Genomic DNA, 18,668 nt, shown 5'->3' with positions numbered 1-18,668 from the left:
ACTCTTTCTATATGAATTCAGAATAGCAGCAGGGCTGGATTTTCCATGTAGCTCTTGACCGTCTGGAGGAACTTGGCTCCTGCCATTCCATCTGCCACACGGTGGTCCAGATTCAGGCTGATTTTCATCACCGATCTCGGGGCCGGCTCTCCTTTATAGATACGGACTCTGTCCACCACCTCGCCAACGCTCAAAATCGCGCTGTTGGGCTGGTTGATGATGGCCGTAAACTCAAGGATACCGTACATTCCCAGGTTGGTTACTGTGAAGGTGCTGTCTTTAAAATGATCGCCTGTCAGCTTTTTGGCTTTGACCAGCTTGAGCAGCTCGCTGCGTTTTTCGACCATCTCGGAAAAGCTTGCACTGTGGGCGTCACGAATAACAGGGACGATCAGGCCGTCATCCATTCCCACGGCCATGCCCAGATTGACAAAATCGTGGAATATAACGCCATCCTCACACAGGCTGCTGTTGATATAGGGATGCTCCGTTAAAGCCCTTGAAACGGAAACCAGCAGGAAATCAGTGTAGGTGCACCGGTAGCCGGTTTCCTTTTCGACCTTTTTGCTGATCTTTTTACGCAGCTCTTTAACCTCAGTCATATCCACCTCGGTCGTCAGGGTGATCACCACGTTTTCAAGATTGCTCTTAACCATACGGTCCGCAATGATTCTCCTTTTGGCAGGCATGGCTTCAAGCCGCCCGTTAACCGGAGGATTTTCTTCTTCCGCTTCTGTTCTTTCTGCTATCTCAATGGTGGGCTCGGGCAGTGTCATAACAATGACTTCCTCATCTGCCTCATGATCCGGCACGGCCTTTTCCTCAGGCACTTCGGGCTGGAGCGCTGCCGGTTCTGCTTCTGCCGCCTCATCCTGGGGAGCTTCTGCCTGAACCGGAACCTCCTCGATCACGCTTTCAAGACGGCTTGAGCCTTCGGCCATGGCTTTCAGAACATCCTCTTTCATGATACGTCCGTCAGGTCCGCTGCCTTCGGAAATGCTGTGTATATCAATGTTCTCGACCGCGGCCATTTTTTCTGCCAGCGGTGAGGCGCTGAACACCTGGGTGGCCGCTGGTTTCTCTGCCGGTTTCTCTATATTGGCGGCCGGCTCCTGCACCGCTGCCGCTTCCAGAACATCTCCCTCATGGGTTTTACCGCCAAGCTCGGCTTCAAGGCTGCCCATTCCAGCCACCAGATCCTCAAGGGTCATATCAAGAGCTCCGGCCATCCCTGGATTGGGTTCTGAGACTGGGGCTTCTTCAGGTTCTTCGGCCACGATTTCTTTGGGCTCATCGTCCTGCTGAGGCACTTCGTCCAAAACCGCCTCCAATTCCGTTTTTTCTTCCCTGGGTTCTGCAAAGACCTTCTGCTGAGGTACCTCTGTCTTCTCAACTTTTTTGGAGACATCCAGTAAAGCCTCGATGTCCTCTACCTGGATACGGCCCTTAGGGCCGCTGCCGCTCACATTGGACAGGTCGATTTTATGCTCGGCCGCCAGGCGTCTGGCAGACGGGGTAGCGCGGATGGTTTTGCCCACGCTCGAAAAGCCCTCGCGGGTAGAACTACGCATGGCCTTCAGGGCCGCACGATCCTCATCGGTGAGGTGTCCCGGGCTCTGCATCGTGTTAAGCGGGGAGACCGCTTGATGCTCCGGCACCTGCTCTTCAGCCTCGCCGATACAGCCAATGACTGTAAACACGGGCAGCTCTACCCCTGTTTCATAGTAGCGCTTTAAAAGAACCCCGCTGTCCTCTGCCTCTACTTCAATGTTAACCTTATCGGTCATAAGCTCAAACAGTGGTTCCCCCTTTTTAACAGTGTCTCCCTCGTTTTTATACCATGTCATAATGGTTCCGGACTGCATGTCCATTCCTAGCTTTGGTAAAATAATATCTGCTGCCATATTTGTAATCCCTTTCTATTTACTCGTCGCATCCGACTACCTGATAAACGGCATCCATAAGGTCCTCCGTCTGGGGGACCACAGCGGCTTCCAGATTACGGTTATACGGAATGGGCACATCCAGTCCGCCGAGGCGGATAATCGGCGCGTCCATATAGTCAAAGCAGTCGCTTTCTGCAATGCGGGCGGCGATCTCACCACCGACGCCGCCGGTTTTGGCTGCCTCATGCGCAATGATCAGACGGCCGGTTTTCCTGACCGATTCCATAATTGGACCCATGTCCATGGGATAAAGCGTCATCGGATTGACCACCTCCACCTCTATGCCTTCCTCTGCCAGCTTTTCAGCCGTTTCCATGGCCTTCACGAGCAGTGTGCCCCAGGCCACGATGGTGGCGTCTGTTCCCTGGCGCTCCACAAAGGTCTCGCCGATGGGAACCAGGTAACTGTCATCGACAGGCACCATCCCCTTCATTTTGTATAAAAGCTTATGCTCGATAAAACAGACCGGGTTATTGTCACGGATCGCTGCCTTCAAGAGCCCCTTCGCCTGGGCCGGTGTGGACGGCGTAACCACCTTCAGGCCTGGTACGTGGCACATCCACGCTTCCAATGTCTGGCAGTGCTGGGCGGCCGCCCCTGTGCCGGAGCCTGAGGGCAGGCGCACCACCATGGGCACTTGAGCCTCGCCGCCGAACATATAGCGCAGCTTGGCCGCCTGATTGACCAAGGAATCCATTCCAAATGAGATAAAATCCATAAACATCATTTCACAGACAGGACGGAGCCCTGTCACGGCCGCTCCTGCGGCAGCTCCCACAATAACCGATTCGGATATGGGGGTGTCCAGAACACGGTCCTCACCAAACTCGTCAATCATTCCAACAGAGACACCAAAGCCGCCGCCGTAAACACCAATATCTTCTCCCATAAAAATCACGTCGTGATCGCGCCGCATCTCCTCTGACATGGCCAGGCGGATTGCTTCACGATAAGTCATTTCCTGCATTTCCATAACAAAGCACCTCCTAAGCGTATACGTCTTCCAGAACTGCGGTAACGGGCGGTTCAGGACTGTTTTTAGCGAATTCTACGGCGTCCTCGATACTCTGGTACGCCGCCTCCTTAATCTGGACCATCTGATTCGGGAGCATGATCTTATCTTTTTCCAGGTACCGCTCGAAGCGGGTAATGGGATCCTTCTGCCGCCATGCCTCTACTTCCTCCTTGGTCCGGTAAACCTGAGCGTCACTCTTAGAATGCCCATTATAGCGGTATGTCTTGCTCTCGATGAGCACTGGGCCTTTGCCCGAGTGGGCATACTGGCGGGCCTTGCGCACAATCTTATAAACCTCGATAATGTCATTGCCGTCAATGGTAAGCCCTGGAATACCATAGGCCGCCGCGCGGTCCGAGATGTTTTCGATATTCATATGCTTCTCAATTGGGGTGGACATACCGTACAGGTTGTTTTCAACATAAAAAATAACCGGCAGCTTCCAGACCGAGGCCAGGTTCAGAGATTCATGAAAGTTCCCCTCATTGGTCGATCCGTCGCCTGCAAAGCAGAGCACAACCTTGCCGGTTTTTTTGTATTTCTGGGTCAGAGCAGCGCCGCAGGACAGCGGATAACCGCCGCCAACCACACCATTGGCTCCAATATTTCCGGATTTTAAATCCGCAATATGCATGGAACCGCCTTTGCCCTTGCAATAGCCGGTTTCCCGGCCTAAAAATTCAGCCATCATCCGCTTGACATCAAGGCCAAAGCCGATCGCCTGTGAATGGCCCCGGTGGGTCAGAGAGACGAGGTCTCCCTCCTCCAGTGCCAGACAGGCCCCTACCGCAGAGCCTTCCTGTCCCATGGACAGATGGGTGGTGCCGTGGACCTGCCCTCTTGAAAACAGCCAGGCAACCTTTTCCTCAAAAAAGCGGGCCTGGTTCATTCTATAATACATTTTTGTTAATAATTCTTTATCAAATTCCATCATCGATAATCCTCCAAATCTTCGTATCTTTGATGTTCTAGGGCCGGATAAATGTCCTATTTACCCATTATTTATTATTCATTATATATTATTATAGCTTTTTTTGGCTTAAAAGGAAAGTATTAATTCCCTTCTGAAAAAAGAATGAAGTCTGAACACCTTTCTGAATTCTTCAAATGTTTTTCAAGACTGTAAAAGTCAGTTGTTGCAGGGCTTTTTAAGTGCTATACTGGTTTTATGATTACATTTAAAAAGAGAGGTTTATTATGAAATCAAGCACCCCGTCTTCCCTGTCAAAAGGCCGCCTGTCAAGGCTTCTCTGCTGCGCTCTCGCCGCACTGTCCCTGTTGATCTGGCCCTTTGGCGTCTTGGCGGAGGAATCCGGCACTTCGGCTGCACCCTCCGCAGCCCTGAACATCGAAACCCCCTCAGAGACAGAAACCACCATTGCTCCTGGCAGAAGCTTCTACGTTCTCGGCAGCATCGAGAACGGCAGCAGCATACCGGATAACGCTGTTCTGACTGTTTCGCTGGCAGATGAAGAGGGCAGACCCGTCCGAAACGTCACTGCTTCAGTCAAGGGCAACACAAGTCTCTATCTTCCCAGCAGTCTGAATTACTACAGCCCGGTTACCGAAGAGGAGATCAAAAACTCCGGCATGCCTGAGCTGATCAGCAAAGACCCTGTTAATGGAAGCGACTTTAATAACGCCTCCATCAAGTGCTACTATAACGATGATGCGTTCTATGCCATGATCGCAGGCGGCAATGACATTGACCAGATGAACTGGCGGGACGAAAATGGCGTCCCCTATCCAGAGCTTTCTGAAGGGGATTACACCATTACGGCTACACTGGAGGCTCCTGATTCCACAGTGCTTGCTCAGGCTCAGAAGGCCATTACCGTCGGCGTCTCTGAAAACAAGATACTGGCACGTTTTTCTCCCGATGAACATCTGAGCTTTGTAAAAGCCTGGGCAGACGATAACGGCTACCGTATTTACAGCGACCCCTTCCCTGGCTACTGGTCACAAAGTGTTTTCTGTGAGATTCTGCCGGAATGGCGCGCCGCTGACGCACTCGAGTACGCTGCTGGCAAGGTTCACTGTGTTTTGTACAATCTGAAAAAAACAAGCTCCAGCTATAGCGTTGAGCTCGGCGCTCTCCAGGCCCAGGGCGTTATTGATAACCCAGAGCGCATGGCCTATTACTACTACAATATCGGAGAGCCCTCTCTCACCGTTGAAGGCAGTACTGTCAGCGCAGAGCTGGAAGCGCTGTCTGCCGGACAGAAGGTCGCCTTTACCCGCGCCGAAATAATCACAGGTACTACGGATGAAAACACTTACGATACCGCTGATACGGTCACTGGAACAGACCTCAACACCAAAGACGGCATTACCTGCGGATCTGCCGGAGAAACCCTTGCCCTCTACGGCGTCACTGCCCCCATTCAGCTGGATGCTGAGGATATCATTGACAATGGCGACAATTCCTATACCCTGAACAACAAAATTACCAGACTTCATTATGACATCACCGGCGACGGAGTCGATCTGGATGTCGACAAAGCCGTCGACACATTGACGCGTAAGTCAGGCACTTCTGAGCTTGAGTTCAAGCATGATATTCCCATTGACGAGAGCATGGCTGGCAAAACGCTCGGTATTCGTGTTACGGCCTATGACCGTCACGATAATGCTGTCTATAGCGTAGCACTCGCCGTACCGGACGTGTCACCGGCGGTCGAACCAGAGACGCCGCAGCCGGTAACACCAGCCAGCCCGGTCAACCCGAAAACCAGTGCGGATAACACCACCTCCCCGGCGCTGCCCTTTACCCTGCTGGCAGCAGTCCTCACGGGTACTGCCGCCATTTCCCGCAGGCAGGCCTGCTAAACTAAAGCCGGCTTTCAGCCGTCCAGGGTATAATGGAGCCGCTTTAATAAAGGAGGTCTTTTATGTGTGGACGCTACACCTTATTCTCACGAAAAAATGATCCGGAGGCCCAGAGGCTCAGGCAGCTTTTACTGAAGGGCGGGACTCCAGTGCCAGAGGGTGACATCGCTCCCTCGGAGTACGCGCCTGTTTATATCGCCGGAACCAAAAACGGCCGGGTTCCCGCGATAATGAAATGGGGCTATCCCAACCCATACCGAAAATCTCTGATCATCAACGCCCGTTCCGAAACCCTGCTCGAAAAGGAGACCTTCCGCGAAGATTTCCTGAACCGGCGCTGCCTGATTCCCGCCGGGGGCTTTTACGAGTGGACGCCCGAGAAAAAGCTTTTTATTTTTGAGGGCGGTGCTCCTTCGCTCATTTATCTGGCAGGCATCTACCGGCAGGCCGGGGACATCCGGGAATTTGTGATCCTGACCCGTGAGCCTGTCAGTCTGGTGGCTGAAATCCACAACCGCATGCCGGTTGTGATCCCGAAAGACCAGGCTGAGGCCTGGCTTTATGATCCTAACGCTGCCCTTGAGCTTATCCGCACCGCGCCGCCAGAGCTTGTCCGGCACTGCGTAAAATAGCCAAGGCACTTTCAGAAAGCCAGGACTTTTCATATAGCTTTTGCATTTCATACACTGCTTAATAGTTTCCTTTTTTGGTTTAAGGGTATATAACCTTTAAACAAAATGATAAGGAGCTGATCAAATTGGCCAAAAAAGTTACAATTATAGGTGCCGGGACGGCTGGACTCGCGGCAGGCATCCGCCTCCTGAAAAACGGCTATGAGGTTGATATCTGCGAACGCCTGCCGCAGGCTGGCGGAAAAATGAACCAGATAAAAGACCAGGGCTTTACTTTTGACGTGGGACCGACCATTGTCATGATGCCCGATATTTACAGAGAAATTTTTGAATACGCCGGAAGAAACCCAGAGGATTATATTCCAATGAAACGGCTGGACCCAATGTATGTTCTCACCTTTCCAGACGGCGAACAGCAGCGGGTATCCTCAGAGCTGACCGAGCTGACCGGTATGCTGGAGGCCATCAGCCCTGAGGATACCCTTGGCTATTTTAGCTATCTGGCCGACGTCTACAAGCGCTACCTGGTGGCCAAGGATGAGTTTATTGATAAATCCTTCCGTGACCGCGGTGATTTTTATAATCTCAAATCGCTGGCCAACGCTATGAAGCTCAAAACCTTTGACGATGCTTATACCTCTATTTCCAAGTTTGTAAAAAATGAAAACCTGCGGAAAGCGCTGGCCTTCCAAACCCTGTACATTGGCATTTCTCCCTATCAGGGGCCTTCGATCTACACCATTATTCCCATGATTGAGCTGCTCTACGGCGTCTGGTACATGCCTGGCGGCATGTACACCATGACAGAAGGTTTGGTACGCCTTTTTAAAGAGCTGGGGGGTACCCTGCGTCTGGACACACCGGTCGACTGCATCGACATTGAGAATGGCCGGGCTGTGGGCGTTCACATCGGTGATACGGTGGAATCTCCCGACTACATTATCTGCAGCGCGGATTTTCCCTATGCCATGAAATCCCTTGTTCATAACAGCGAGGCGAAGGGTAAGTACACGGATGATAAAATTGACGACCTAGAATACTCCTGCTCCTGCTTCCTGCTATACCTGGGGCTGGATAAAAAGCTGCCAAACCTGTCCGTGCATAATATCCGTTTCGGCGGCGATTTTGACCAGAATGTCCGGGAAATTTTTGAAACCTATACCCTGCCGGAGGATCCCTCCATTTACCTGTATGTGCCCTCCAAAATCGATTCTACCATGGCTCCGGAGGGCTGTGAGGCCCTTTACGTGCTGGTACCTGTATCCGAGCTGTCCAAGGGCGATATTCTCTGGGACAACCGGACCATTGAGGCCTACCGCGGGAAGGTTCTGGACAAGCTGTCTGCCATTCCGGGACTCGAGGATATCCGAAGCCACATCGTTTTTGAGAAAAGCCTGACCCCGCTGGATTTCAAGGATACCTTCCACGCCTATAACGGCGCGACCTTTGGGCTGAAGCCAACATTGTTCCAGAGCAATTACTTCCGTCCGCACAACAAGGCTGACCACTGCGAAGGACTATATTTCTGCGGCAGCAGTGTGCACCCCGGCGCCGGTGTTCCCATTGTGCTGACCTCGGCCAAGCTGGCGGTGGACGAGCTTTTAAAGGATGACGAACTGCTATGAACGCCCTACTCGAACAGGATTACGCCTTCTGCGAGGACGTGATCAGAGAAAACTCCAAAAGCTTTTACCGGGCTTTCTCGGCACTTCCCCGGCAAAAGGCTCTGTCCATCTTTGCCGTCTATGCCTTTTGCCGCAGGGCCGACGACCTGGCCGACGTCCAGCGGGACAGCCGGGGGCTGGAGGCTTTCCAGGAAACCTTCCAGTCCTTCAAGGCTGGCGCCACTCCGGACGAGCCCATGTGGCGTGCTCTGCGCCATACGGTGGACCACTACAATATGAGCTATGGCCCCTTTGATGACATGCTCACTGGCCAGCGTATGGATCTAAGCTTTGAGCAGCCCGCCACCCAGTCAGCACTCGAGGACTACTGTTACTATGTGGCCGGCAGTGTGGGGCTCATGATCCTGCCCGTGCTTTCAAGGCACCACCGCCTTTTGGAACAAAATGCCGTGGATTTAGGCAAGGCCATGCAGCTCACCAATATCCTTCGGGACGTGGGCGAGGACCTGGAAAACAACCGGATCTATATTCCCCGGGAAATCCAGAAGCTTTATGGCTATTCCGATAAGGAACTTCGGGAGCGGGCAGTCAGCCATACCTTTAAGCAGCTCTGGGAATACGAGGCCCGCCGTTCCGAGTTTCTCTATAAAAAGGCGCTGATGGGGCTTCCCCTGTTTGACGCTGACAGCCGTCTGCCCGTGCTGCTGGCGGCTGTTCTCTACCGTCAGATACTGGCCACTGTCCGTGACAACCGCTATGACTGCTTTAACAAGCGGGCTGTCGTGCCAAAGGCCCGCCAGCTTTTACTCTACCGCCAAAGCAGTGAGGCGGTCCGGAATCTGGGAGGTACCCCTCTATGATGAGTACAAACTTTCTCGGGATCATCCTGTCCTTTATCTATGTTTTTATAATACTGGGGCTGTCCACTCTGCTGCAAAAGCGCGGACTGTCCACCGAAGGCTCCCGCAAGCTCGTGCATATCGGGGTTTCAAACTGGTGGCTCATTGCCATGGCCTGCTTTGATAACGTAGTATGGGCTTCGGTGGTACCGGCAGTCTTTATTGTGCTCAACGCCATATCCTACCGAAAGGATCTGTTCAGTGCCATGGAACGGCACGAGGGCCGGGGCGATCTGGGGACGGTCTATTACCCCATCTCTCTGCTGATTCTGACGATCCTATGCTTTGGCGGCTACAGCCTGCCCTACGCCGGGGCCCTGGGCGTTTTTGTCATGGGCTATGGGGACGGTCTGGCCGCAGTCATTGGAAAGCGGTTTGGCAAAAGAAAATATTATATTTTCGGCAATACCAAAAGCTATGTGGGCAGTCTGACCATGCTGGTGGTTTCCTTTGTGGTCTGCGCTTTAATCCTCTGGGCCACGACGCCGGTCTTTCTGGGAACCGTTCTGCTTCAGGCTCTGATTCTCGCGGTTTTTGCCACAACGGTGGAAGCGGTCTCCCCCTTTGGGCTCGACAATCTGACAGTCCCCCTGCTCACCTTTTTTCTATATCAGCTGTTTTTTTAAGGAGTAACCTATGAAAGCATTACTACTCGGCGCTCTCCTGAGCGCCATCATCGGCTTCGCAGCCTACAAAAAAAATGCCCTGAACAGCAGCGGCTTCGCGGCGGCAGTGGTGCTCGGCACAGTCGTTTACCTATGCGGCGGACTCTTATTCTGGCTGACGATGATCGCCTTTTTTATTTCCTCAAGCCTGCTGACTTTTATCAAGTCCAGCAAAAAAGAAACGGCCCAGCGGCTCAATGAAAAGGGCGGCCGACGCGACGCTGTCCAGGTCTTTGCCAACGGCGCCCCGGCCATGGCTGCGGCCATTCTGTTCTGGTTTTACCAGAACCCTGTTTTTCTCATCATCTTCGCCGCTTCCTTTGCCTCCTCCAACGCGGACACCTGGGCCTCAGAAATCGGCGTTTTAAACCGGAAGCCGCCGGTCTCTATCATTGGCTTTAAGCCCATGGAGCCTGGCACCTCGGGTGCGGTGAGCCCTCTGGGCATGGCCGCCGCCTTCGCCGGCGCGTTGTTCATCGCGTTGGTCTTCTGCCTGTCTGGCGGGCTGGTCTGGGGGCTGCCGGTCCTCCGCTTTTCATGGGTGCTCATCATCACCGTCAGCGGTTTTCTGGGCTGTCTGACCGACAGTCTCCTGGGGGCCGTGGTTCAGGCGCAGTACCGCTGTGTGAGCTGTGGACGCCTGACGGAAAAGACCGTGCACCACGGCGAAAATGCCGTGCTGGTCAAGGGCTTTAAGGTTATGAACAATGATATGGTCAATTTCCTGAGCAGTCTGGCCGCCGGCCTGCTCGGCAGTATTTTCTTCAGTTTTCTCTGAGCAACAAAGCGTAAAAAAGAACCATTTCCCAGCTGGAAAATGGTTCTTTTTAATGCTCTCCTGAAAACAGATCAATCAGCGATTCGGCGATGATCAGATCCTCAGGGGTTGTGATCTTTATATTATTGTAATGTCCCCGGACGATTTTGACCGGCACGCACATGCGCTCGACCAGAAAGGCGTCGTCGGTTCCCTCCACCTCTTCCTGAATCGCCTTTTCGTGGGCGTCCAGAAGCAGATCGTAGGTAAAGGTCTGGGGAGTCTGGATTTCAAACAAAAAATCCCGGTTCGGGGTATACTCCACAAAGCCGTCCTTCTCGACCACTTTGATGGTATTTTTGGCCGGCACAGCCACAATGGTGGCTTTGTGCTGGATGGTTTCATAGATGCTCTGGACGATAATGTCCTCCCTGATCAGGGGTCTTGCGCCATCGTGGACCAGTACAATATCTGTCTGAGGGCTGACCCTTTTCAGTCCCTCATAAACAGACTTTTGACGGGTCGCGCCGCCCTCCACCAGCTTTATTTTAGAATAACTGTGCGGATTTAAAACCTGCTGACGGCAGATTTTAAACTCGTTTTTATTGATGACCAGAATGATTTCATCAATGAGGGAGCAGCGCTCAAAAACATCCAGCGTATAGGACAAAATGGGCTTTCCCCTCAGGGTGAGGTACTGCTTGTTGATGGGCGCGTTCATGCGCGTTCCCTGCCCGGCAGCGGGGATAATGACACTGGTTTTTATCTTTTCCATGCTTTCACCATCCCAATTTTTTCAGGCCGTTAATGATTGCTTCGTCCTCTGTCTCAATGGTGACGAGACGCTCCTCCGGTTTCCCGGTCTGGTCCAGGGTAAGTATAACTTTTGAGGCGAAGGGATAATCACCGGCCACCTGAGGCCATTCAATGATCAGGCTGCACCCCTCGTCCAGGTAATCCTCAAAGCCCATCTCATAGAGCTCCTCCGGGTCGCCGAGACGGTACAGATCAAAATGATAGACCCTTTTGTCTCCGTCCTCATAGGCATTGACAAGGGTGTAGGTCGGGCTGCTGACATCATCACAGATGCCCATTCCCTCGACAATCCCCTTGGTGACAGCCGTTTTTCCGGCCCCCATTCCCCCTGCCAGCAGGATGGTATGCGGGCCGTCTAACAGACTGCCGAAATCTGCTCCCAGCTGCCTGGTGGCTTCGGGAGATTCCGTTTTTATTGTGATTTTCATGAACATTCCTAACTATCCGATTTTTTCTGATCGTCTTCGTCGTCGACAATCTCGTACTCAACCTCAACTACGTTGTCATCCTGGGCGGCGCTGCTGCCCTTATCCTTGATCACCGCGGATAAAACCACATAGACCAGAATACTGATCACGCCGGAGATAAAATTGAGTACAAACGGCAGTACGGGTAAAATAAACAGCACCCGGAAAATCCAGGGCGAAACGCCCAGATATTCCCCGATCCCCTGGCAGACGCCGGAGATGATTCCGTTTCGCTTGTCTCTGAGCAGACGTTTTTTCTGATTACGCATAAAACTATTATCCTTGTATATAACCGCTCATAAAGCGCTGCAGACGGTCCATGGTTTCTTCAAGCTGTGTGGGCGCCGGCAGAAAGACCACTCTGAAATGGTCGGGCTCTGCCCAGTTAAAGCCTGTGCCCTGCACCAGCAGCACCCGCTCCCGCTTTAGGAAATCCAAAGCGAACTGAACGTCGTCGGTAATGTTAAACCGCTTGATATCAACCTTCGGGAAGCAGTAGAGCGCGCCGTCTGGCTTGACGCAGCTGATGCCCGGGATCTCATTGAGACGCTTGTAGACAATGGTGCGCTGCTCATAAAGCCGACCGCCCGGACGCACCAGATCGTCGATGCTCTGGTAACCGCCAAGAGAGGTCTGGATAGCGTACTGGGCCGGCACATTGGCGCACAGGCGCATGGTTGCCAGCAGGTTTATGCCCTCAATATAATCTCTGGCCATTTCCTTATTGCCGGAAAAGACCATCCAGCCCACTCTGAAACCTGGGACACGGTGGGATTTTGACAGCCCGTTAAGGGTGACCACCAGGGTTTCATCGGTCAGTGTCCCCATGGGCACATGCTCGATTTCATCATAAATAATCTGGTCGTAGATTTCATCTGAGAAAATGATCAGCTCATTTTCAACTGCAATCTTGACAATGCCCTCCAGGATTTCCCGCGGATAGACTGCCCCGGTCGGGTTATTGGGATTGATAACGACGATCCCTTTGGTATTGGGGGTAATCTTTTTTCGGATGTCCTCGAGGTCTGGATACCAGTTGGATTCCTCGTCACAGATGTAATGAACCGCCTTTCCGCCCGCCAGCGTGGCGCAGGCCGTCCAAAGCGGATAGTCCGGAGCCGGGATCAGGATCTCGTCACCGTCATTCACCAGGGCCTGCATACAGAAAGAAACCAGCTCGCTGGAGCCATTTCCGATATACACATCCTCCTCAGTCAGGCCCATGAGGCCCTTGGTCTGATAATACTGCACAATGGCCTTGCGCGCCGGGAAAATCCCCTTGGAGTGACAGTAAGCTTCGGAGCTTCTGAGGTTATAGCGAATGTCACGGATAACCTCGTCCGGAGCGTTCAGATTAAAGGTCGGCGGATTGCCGGTATTGAGCATAATGATGTCAATCCCCTCCGCCGTCATCCTGTCTGCTTCCTCGACGACCGGCCCGCGGATATCGTAACAGACGTTATCCAGCTTTTTGGATTTTTTAAATGTTCTCATTAATCCTCACCTTCATTTTTGTCAAACATCCTCTCGATGATCTGACGGTACCCCTTGCCATGCTTCAGACAGCGGTTAACGCGGCTGATGGTCGCAGAGCTTGCGCCAGTCTGGTTTTCAACGTCGATAAAGGTCTTGCCCTCATATAATAAAAGAGCGATCTGAAAGCGGTTGGCCATATCGTCAACCTCTTTAATGGTACAGATATCCTCTAACAGCTCAAAGCACTCTTCTTCTGATTCGATTGATAAAATGGCCTGGGCCAACATTTTGCGTTTATCATTTGTATCCATGGTTTTACCTCTGTTTTCTTAAATTAAAATCATTATCTTTGATAACACTTAAAATTATCTTATACTCCATTAAAGTGTATGGGATTATTATATCATGCTGAACAGCTAAAGCAAAGAAATATCAAAAATTCACCTATGCCGCTCAACTTTTTACAAAGACGAGCTCGCCATCTGACGAAAGCGTTTCATCCAGCCGGTAACCGTCCTCATCAAAGGCTCTGAGCGTCTCAATATCCGCTGCCCGCCGGCGGATAATCCAGCCGGCCATCAGGCCTCTGGCCTGCTTGGACTGGGTGGAATGGGTCTTGGGTACCCCATTTTTCATAACCTTAAAGGTGCAGGTAACCATCTCCTCCGGGTTTTTTAAATGCTTCTCGACCGCCCTGCCATACTCAGCGGAAGCCAGGTTGACAATGGGCATGTCGCCGTCTGCTGTGAGCTCCCGGTAGAGCCGGTCGCCCCAGAAAGCATACAGGGACTGTTCCTTCAAAATTTTGTTTTTCATCTCAAGCCGATAGGGGTAAATGCTGTCGAGGGGTTTCAGCACTCCATAGAGCGCGTCCAGAATCCGCAGGTGCGTGTTTGCGAACTCCCAGTCCTCCGTCGTGAAGGTTTCAGCCGCCAGAGCTCTATACTGTTGTCCATCGTAGGCCAGCAGCGCCGGTGTGCCGTCCGTATCGAGCCGGAAAGCCGCACAGCGTTCCCGGTTGAGGGCTGTCAGCTGGTCGCTCAGCTGCATCGCTGCCTTAAAATCATCCTCTGTCATGGCTTTAAGAATATGCGCCAGCTCTGCCGTTTTCGCTCCAAACACCGGCAGACTGGTGACCGCGCCTGGCAGCTCAAGGGTTCTGAGATTTTTCGCAGGCGATAAGATCATCTTCATCCGTACACACCCTCTTTCTTTTTTGTATTTCTATATAGTATACACTAAAAAAAGCCCTCTTACGAGAGCTGAGTGATAAATTTTCAAGCTTTATTAAGATACCTCCTCGGCAACACTTTCGCGGCTGGCCAGCCGGTCCAGGCAGAAGCCTGCCATAGCGGCCAGAATCTGCTGGAACAGGGTTCCGATCATGACTGGAAACATGACCTCCGGCGGAAAATACTGCCCTGCAATCACAGCTCCGGCGCTGATGTTGCGCATCCCGCTGTTAAAAGTCATGGAGACCCGTCCGGCGTTGTCCTGCTTAAAGATTCTTGCGGCCAGGAAGCCCCAGATAAAGCCGCTGACTGCCAGCAGGAAAATGACAAGGGTGACCAGCAGCAGAACAGGCGTCATCTGGCTGAAAAAAGGCGCGACCTTGGTGGAATTAATGATAACCACCAGAATAAGCCCTATTTTGCTGAAGGGCGCAAGCTTTGGCGACAGCGTCTCCTTGACACGCCCCTGGGTGGCGTGGTTGAGCGCCATTGCCAGCAGCGCCGGAACGGCAATCATCAGCACCAGGTCCTTCATCATGCCAGCGACAGAGATCTCAACCGCGGAGCCCATGAGCACGTGCAGACTGAAGGGCACCAGAAAAGGCGCGACAAGGGTGTCGATGAGGATAATAGACAGGGTTAAAGCCGAATTTCCGTGGTAAATATTGACCCAGACCAGACTCACAATGCCCGTAGGCACAATGAACTCCAGCACAATTCCAGTGACCAGCAGCGGGTCGTCAAAGACCAGGCTGCCGACCAGAAAGGCTGTGACCGGCACCACAATGTGCAGGATCAGCAAAACCACAATAAGCGGAACCGGGTGCATGGCAATCTTTTTCATATCCCGAAACCCGGAGCCCAGGCTTCCCGCAAAGGTCATAAAGGCAAAAAGCCAGGGCACCAGCGGCGCGAACCGCCCCAGCCACGCCGCAAAGACCACCCCGATGACCAGACAGGACGGTGTAACCAACGGCATCCACTTTTCGATAAAAGCATTAAAACGGCTAAAATACTGCATTTTACTCTCTCTTTTCGATTCTGAATTTACAAATTACTTTAGACCATTATACCACTCCCCTCCTCTCTGTATACAATACTTTTCGATGAGAACGTAAACAGATTTTTATTTCCTTTATAGGAAAACCGCCCTGCCTATGCTATAATAAACACAATCGTAAAAAACAAAGAAGGAGAAAGCCATGAAATTATACAATACCCTTACCCAAAAAAAGGAAGCGTTTGTTCCCATTGAAGAAGGCAGGGTACGGATGTACTCCTGCGGGCCGACCGTTTATAATTATTTTCATATCGGCAATGCCCGCCCCTTCATCGTCTTTGATGTGCTCAGACGTTTTTTAGAATATATTGGCTATGATGTCAAGTTTGTCCAGAACTTTACCGATGTGGACGACAAGATCATCAACCGCAGTATCGAGGAAGGCATCACCGCAGCCGAGGTCGCGGACAAGTACATCGCAGAGTACTTCAGGGACGCCGATGCTCTGGGTATCCGCCGGGCTGACGTACACCCGCGGGTCAGCGACCACATGCCCGAAATCATCGAGATGATTAAAGAACTGGAGGCGCGCGGTCTGGCCTACAATGTAGACGGCAATGTCTACTACCAGGTCGACCATTTCCACGACTATGGAAAACTCTCCAAGCAGTCCATCGACGACCTGAAATCCGGCGCGCGCATCGACGTGAACGACGAAAAGCGCAGTCCTCTGGACTTTGCCCTCTGGAAGAAAAAAAAGGATGGCGAGCCCTACTGGGAAAGCCCCTGGGGCCAGGGCCGCCCAGGCTGGCATATCGAATGCTCCGCCATGTCCCGCAAGCATCTGGGTGAAAGCATCGACATTCACGGCGGCGGCCAGGATCTGATCTTCCCCCACCACGAAAACGAGATTGCACAGTCCGAGGGCTCCTGCGGCTGTAAATTTGCCAATTACTGGGTTCATAACGGTTATATCAACATCAACAATGAAAAGATGTCCAAATCCAAGGGCAATTTCTTTACGGTGCGTGACATCGCCAAGCATTATGACCTGGAAGTTGTCCGCATGTTTATGCTCATGGCCCACTACAGAAGCCCGGTCAACTTTTCCGATGAACTGCTGGGCCAGGCACAGAACGCTCTGGAACGCCTTTACAATGCCAAATATCAGATGGAATATCTGCTCGAAAACAACAGGGCAGAAGCCGCTTCCGAAGAAGAAAAGACCTGGATGGACAGCCTGTCACAGTATAAAAAAGGCTTTATCGACGCCATGAACGATGATCTGAACACCGCCGACGCCATTGCGGCCATCTTTGAGCTGGTCCGGGATACCAACTCTCACCTGAGCGAGGCCTCCTCCAAAGAGGCTGTACGTGCTGCTCTGGACCTCTTTAAAGAACTGACCAGCGTCATCGGACTGGCCGCCAAGGAAAAGGAAAACGACCTGGAAACCGAAGTCGAGGCCCTCATCGCCCAGCGTCAGGAGGCCCGTAAAAATAAGGACTTTGCTCTGGCCGATGAAATCCGCGACGCCCTGCTGGCCAAAGGCATTATCCTTGAGGATACGCGCGAAGGAGTCAAATGGAAGAAAGCGTAAAACAACGTCTGCACAAAAAATACACCATCGCTGAAGCAAGGGCTCTGAATCCACTGACCCTTGCCTACATCGGCGACGGCGTTTATTCCGAATACATCCGCCGGTTCCTGGTATCCGGCGGTATTTCCAACGTCAATCATCTGACAAAGGAATCCATTAAATACGTCAGGGCCGACGGCCAGTCCAAAATGGTGCTGGCCCTCATGGATTCTCTGACAGACGAGGAGCTGGACATTGTAAGGCGCGGCCGCAATACGCGCTCACACGTGCCCAAGCATGCCCGAACCATCGACTACCGTTACGCCACCGGTCTCGAGGCACTGATCGGCTATCTGGAGCTGACCGGCCAGGAGGATCGGCTCGAGGCATTGATGGTGCGCGGCATTGGGCTGCTGTCTGAATAAAAAAAGCCCTGCTTATTGATTAAAGCAGGGCTTTTTTATTTTTTGTCCAGAGCCGCCTTGCGCCAGCTTTCCAGCACCTCACGGGCCTCCTGAACGGCCTCCTGAATGTTTTCCACTGTGGCGTTGACACGCGTCTCTCCCAAAGCCGACATATGAATGCCTTCAACCAGAGGGTGATAGCAGTCAAAGATATAGGTCCCGAAATACTTCTTTTTATGAAAAGTTTCATACTCCTTACGCACAAATTGCTTCAGCTCTTTGAAAGCTGAGCGTACGATCATTTTGTCTTCTCCAGCCTGGATCAATGCTTCAACAGAGGCTATTTTTTCTTCAACAATACGTGCGCTTTTCTCGACATATGCTTTCTGATTAGTAATCCCATCCATCACTGTTACCTCCCATGTATTTTGTATATTCTATCATAAAAATAATTAATTAGATAGATGAAATCTATCATTTCTCCTAATTTTTTTCATTTTTTCCTGTAAATTATATTTTTAATTGCAGCTTACCGTATATTATGATTATTTTTTGAGGCAACATAAAAACCGCCTGCCATAATGGCAGACGGTTGACTGCTGTCTACAGATAGAACAGCACTTATATTCTGTTGTTAAGGGCTCAGATGGCCTCCTTCATGTCTGAAGGCTCTGAATTTTCCTTTTCGTCATTCTTTTGCTCACCGGCTTCTTCTCCGGTCATGGCTTCAGCTTCCTCTGAGGTCTCCTGCAGCCCGGCACTTTCGCCGTCAACGGCCTCTGTCTCTGCTTCGTCCGCCACAGCCTCTGCCACAGTGGTTTCCACCACCGGACTCAGGCTGGCCTCCGGAAGTACCGCCCCCGGCTCCGCAATCTGCATTTCATCTAAGGGTGTCTCTGCCCTTCCGCTTCTGGCCGCCATTTCCACCAGGTAGCCCAGACCGCCCAGCGCAGCGGCATAAAAAATATACGGACCACAATTCGTTACAAAATAAACGATGATGTCTGTCAGACTCTCCGATACCGTGATGTACTGCGTGCTGATCAGATTTGAAATATAAAGGGCCGTATTGATTAAGGAAAAAATTGCATAAATACCGAAAAGCACAGCGACAATGTAGAGCGTCAGGCTGGCCTTGTTCTTCTTTTTAACTTCCGTTTTCATGTTAACTCCTTTGTGACTTGATAATAAATAGGATACCAAAGTAATCTGACGGCTGCCTGACAGCTATGTGACCGTTTAGTGAAGTTTTTTCAAACACCTTGATCAGAACCACATTGCATTTTACAGCTTATTTCATAGCTTTTCGAGCTCATAAATGATAAA

General features: G+C 51.8%; 20 protein-coding genes. 8 read left to right on the top strand and 12 right to left on the bottom strand.

Translation table 11 applies throughout. From position 1 onward, the window contains the following. Positions 1-17 precede the first annotated feature (17 nt). From I2B62_RS16255 to I2B62_RS16245, 3 genes are read right to left on the bottom strand one after another with little or no spacing between them, the layout of a single operon-like run. Positions 18-1,904: a 2-oxo acid dehydrogenase subunit E2 gene (locus I2B62_RS16255; protein WP_195270096.1), complete on the bottom strand. Its 1,887-nt coding sequence runs from the start codon at positions 1,902-1,904 to the stop codon at positions 18-20. 19 nt (positions 1,905-1,923) lie between these two features. Next, on the bottom strand, positions 1,924-2,919 hold the full coding sequence (locus I2B62_RS16250; RefSeq protein WP_195270095.1) for an alpha-ketoacid dehydrogenase subunit beta: 996 nt from the start codon (positions 2,917-2,919) through the stop codon (positions 1,924-1,926). Between the two features lie 13 nt (positions 2,920-2,932). Then, complete coding sequence (locus I2B62_RS16245) at positions 2,933-3,895, bottom strand: thiamine pyrophosphate-dependent dehydrogenase E1 component subunit alpha (RefSeq protein ID WP_347707834.1); 963 nt, start codon at positions 3,893-3,895, stop codon at positions 2,933-2,935. Positions 3,896-4,158: 263 nt separating this feature from the next. Here I2B62_RS16245 and I2B62_RS16240 point away from each other — a divergent pair, with 263 nt between their 5' ends. The 6 genes from I2B62_RS16240 (at position 4,159) to I2B62_RS16215 (ending at position 10,389) form a co-directional block, all read left to right on the top strand. Further along, a complete protein-coding gene (locus I2B62_RS16240) occupies positions 4,159-5,790 on the top strand; it encodes a hypothetical protein (RefSeq protein ID WP_195270094.1) in 1,632 nt (543 codons plus the stop codon). A gap of 62 nt (positions 5,791-5,852) precedes the next feature. Beyond that, the gene (locus I2B62_RS16235) at positions 5,853-6,422 is read left to right on the top strand and encodes an SOS response-associated peptidase (RefSeq protein ID WP_195270093.1); all 570 of its coding nucleotides are present in this window, start codon (positions 5,853-5,855) and stop codon (positions 6,420-6,422) included. Between the two features lie 125 nt (positions 6,423-6,547). Continuing rightward, on the top strand, positions 6,548-8,047 hold the full coding sequence (gene crtI / locus I2B62_RS16230; protein WP_195270092.1) for a phytoene desaturase family protein: 1,500 nt from the start codon (positions 6,548-6,550) through the stop codon (positions 8,045-8,047). Beyond that, positions 8,044-8,907 carry a phytoene/squalene synthase family protein gene (locus I2B62_RS16225; protein ID WP_195270091.1) on the top strand — a complete coding sequence of 288 codons (864 nt, stop codon included), beginning with the start codon at positions 8,044-8,046 and terminating at the stop codon, positions 8,905-8,907. The genes crtI and I2B62_RS16225 overlap by 4 nt, the downstream gene beginning before the upstream one ends. Continuing rightward, the gene (locus I2B62_RS16220; protein WP_195270090.1) at positions 8,904-9,572 is read left to right on the top strand and encodes a diacylglycerol/polyprenol kinase family protein; all 669 of its coding nucleotides are present in this window, start codon (positions 8,904-8,906) and stop codon (positions 9,570-9,572) included. Before I2B62_RS16225 ends, I2B62_RS16220 begins: the two co-directional genes overlap by 4 nt. Positions 9,573-9,582: 10 nt before the next feature. Then, positions 9,583-10,389 carry a DUF92 domain-containing protein gene (locus tag I2B62_RS16215; protein WP_195270089.1) on the top strand — a complete coding sequence of 269 codons (807 nt, stop codon included), beginning with the start codon at positions 9,583-9,585 and terminating at the stop codon, positions 10,387-10,389. Between the two features lie 49 nt (positions 10,390-10,438). Here the strand turns inward: I2B62_RS16215 and ispD are convergent, their stop codons facing one another. The 7 genes from ispD to I2B62_RS16180 all read right to left on the bottom strand — a co-directional run bounded on the left by ispD (position 10,439) and on the right by I2B62_RS16180 (position 15,380). Next, entirely contained in the window at positions 10,439-11,143 is a 705-nt protein-coding gene (ispD, locus tag I2B62_RS16210) for a 2-C-methyl-D-erythritol 4-phosphate cytidylyltransferase (RefSeq protein ID WP_195270088.1), read from the bottom strand. A 4-nt stretch (positions 11,144-11,147) separates the two neighbouring features. Beyond that, entirely contained in the window at positions 11,148-11,612 is a 465-nt protein-coding gene (gene tsaE / locus I2B62_RS16205; RefSeq protein ID WP_195270087.1) for a tRNA (adenosine(37)-N6)-threonylcarbamoyltransferase complex ATPase subunit type 1 TsaE, read from the bottom strand. An 8-nt stretch (positions 11,613-11,620) separates the two neighbouring features. Further along, on the bottom strand, positions 11,621-11,920 hold the full coding sequence (locus I2B62_RS16200) for a PspC domain-containing protein (RefSeq protein WP_195270086.1): 300 nt from the start codon (positions 11,918-11,920) through the stop codon (positions 11,621-11,623). Positions 11,921-11,927: 7 nt separating this feature from the next. Then, entirely contained in the window at positions 11,928-13,145 is a 1,218-nt protein-coding gene (locus tag I2B62_RS16195; RefSeq protein WP_195270085.1) for a pyridoxal phosphate-dependent aminotransferase, read from the bottom strand. Next, positions 13,145-13,438, bottom strand: coding sequence for a YerC/YecD family TrpR-related protein (locus tag I2B62_RS16190; protein ID WP_195270084.1), 294 nt, complete (start codon positions 13,436-13,438; stop codon positions 13,145-13,147). The genes I2B62_RS16195 and I2B62_RS16190 overlap by 1 nt, the downstream gene beginning before the upstream one ends. Before the next feature lie 142 nt (positions 13,439-13,580). Next, on the bottom strand, positions 13,581-14,321 hold the full coding sequence (gene yaaA / locus I2B62_RS16185) for a peroxide stress protein YaaA (RefSeq protein WP_195270083.1): 741 nt from the start codon (positions 14,319-14,321) through the stop codon (positions 13,581-13,583). A 93-nt stretch (positions 14,322-14,414) separates the two neighbouring features. After that, positions 14,415-15,380, bottom strand: coding sequence for a bile acid:sodium symporter family protein (locus I2B62_RS16180; RefSeq protein WP_195270082.1), 966 nt, complete (start codon positions 15,378-15,380; stop codon positions 14,415-14,417). 181 nt (positions 15,381-15,561) lie between these two features. Here I2B62_RS16180 and cysS point away from each other — a divergent pair, with 181 nt between their 5' ends. Then, a complete protein-coding gene (gene cysS / locus I2B62_RS16175; protein WP_195270081.1) occupies positions 15,562-16,959 on the top strand; it encodes a cysteine--tRNA ligase in 1,398 nt (465 codons plus the stop codon). After that, on the top strand, positions 16,944-17,363 hold the full coding sequence (locus I2B62_RS16170; RefSeq protein ID WP_195270080.1) for a ribonuclease III domain-containing protein: 420 nt from the start codon (positions 16,944-16,946) through the stop codon (positions 17,361-17,363). Before cysS ends, I2B62_RS16170 begins: the two co-directional genes overlap by 16 nt. 35 nt (positions 17,364-17,398) lie before the next feature. On the opposite strand, the gene I2B62_RS16165 is transcribed toward I2B62_RS16170, so the two are convergent. After that, positions 17,399-17,749 (bottom strand): hypothetical protein, encoded by a 351-nt coding sequence (locus tag I2B62_RS16165; RefSeq protein WP_195270079.1) that lies wholly within the window; start codon positions 17,747-17,749, stop codon positions 17,399-17,401. A gap of 235 nt (positions 17,750-17,984) precedes the next feature. Then, the gene (locus I2B62_RS16160) at positions 17,985-18,506 is read right to left on the bottom strand and encodes a hypothetical protein (protein ID WP_195270078.1); all 522 of its coding nucleotides are present in this window, start codon (positions 18,504-18,506) and stop codon (positions 17,985-17,987) included. Positions 18,507-18,668: the final 162 nt, after the last annotated feature.

This window comes from Eubacterium sp. 1001713B170207_170306_E7, from assembly GCF_015547515.1.
In the GTDB taxonomy this organism is placed as follows: Bacteria; Bacillota; Clostridia; order Eubacteriales; family Eubacteriaceae; genus Eubacterium.
Note: the sequence above shows the minus strand (reverse complement) of the source record. Positions and strands in the feature narration are given on the sequence as shown.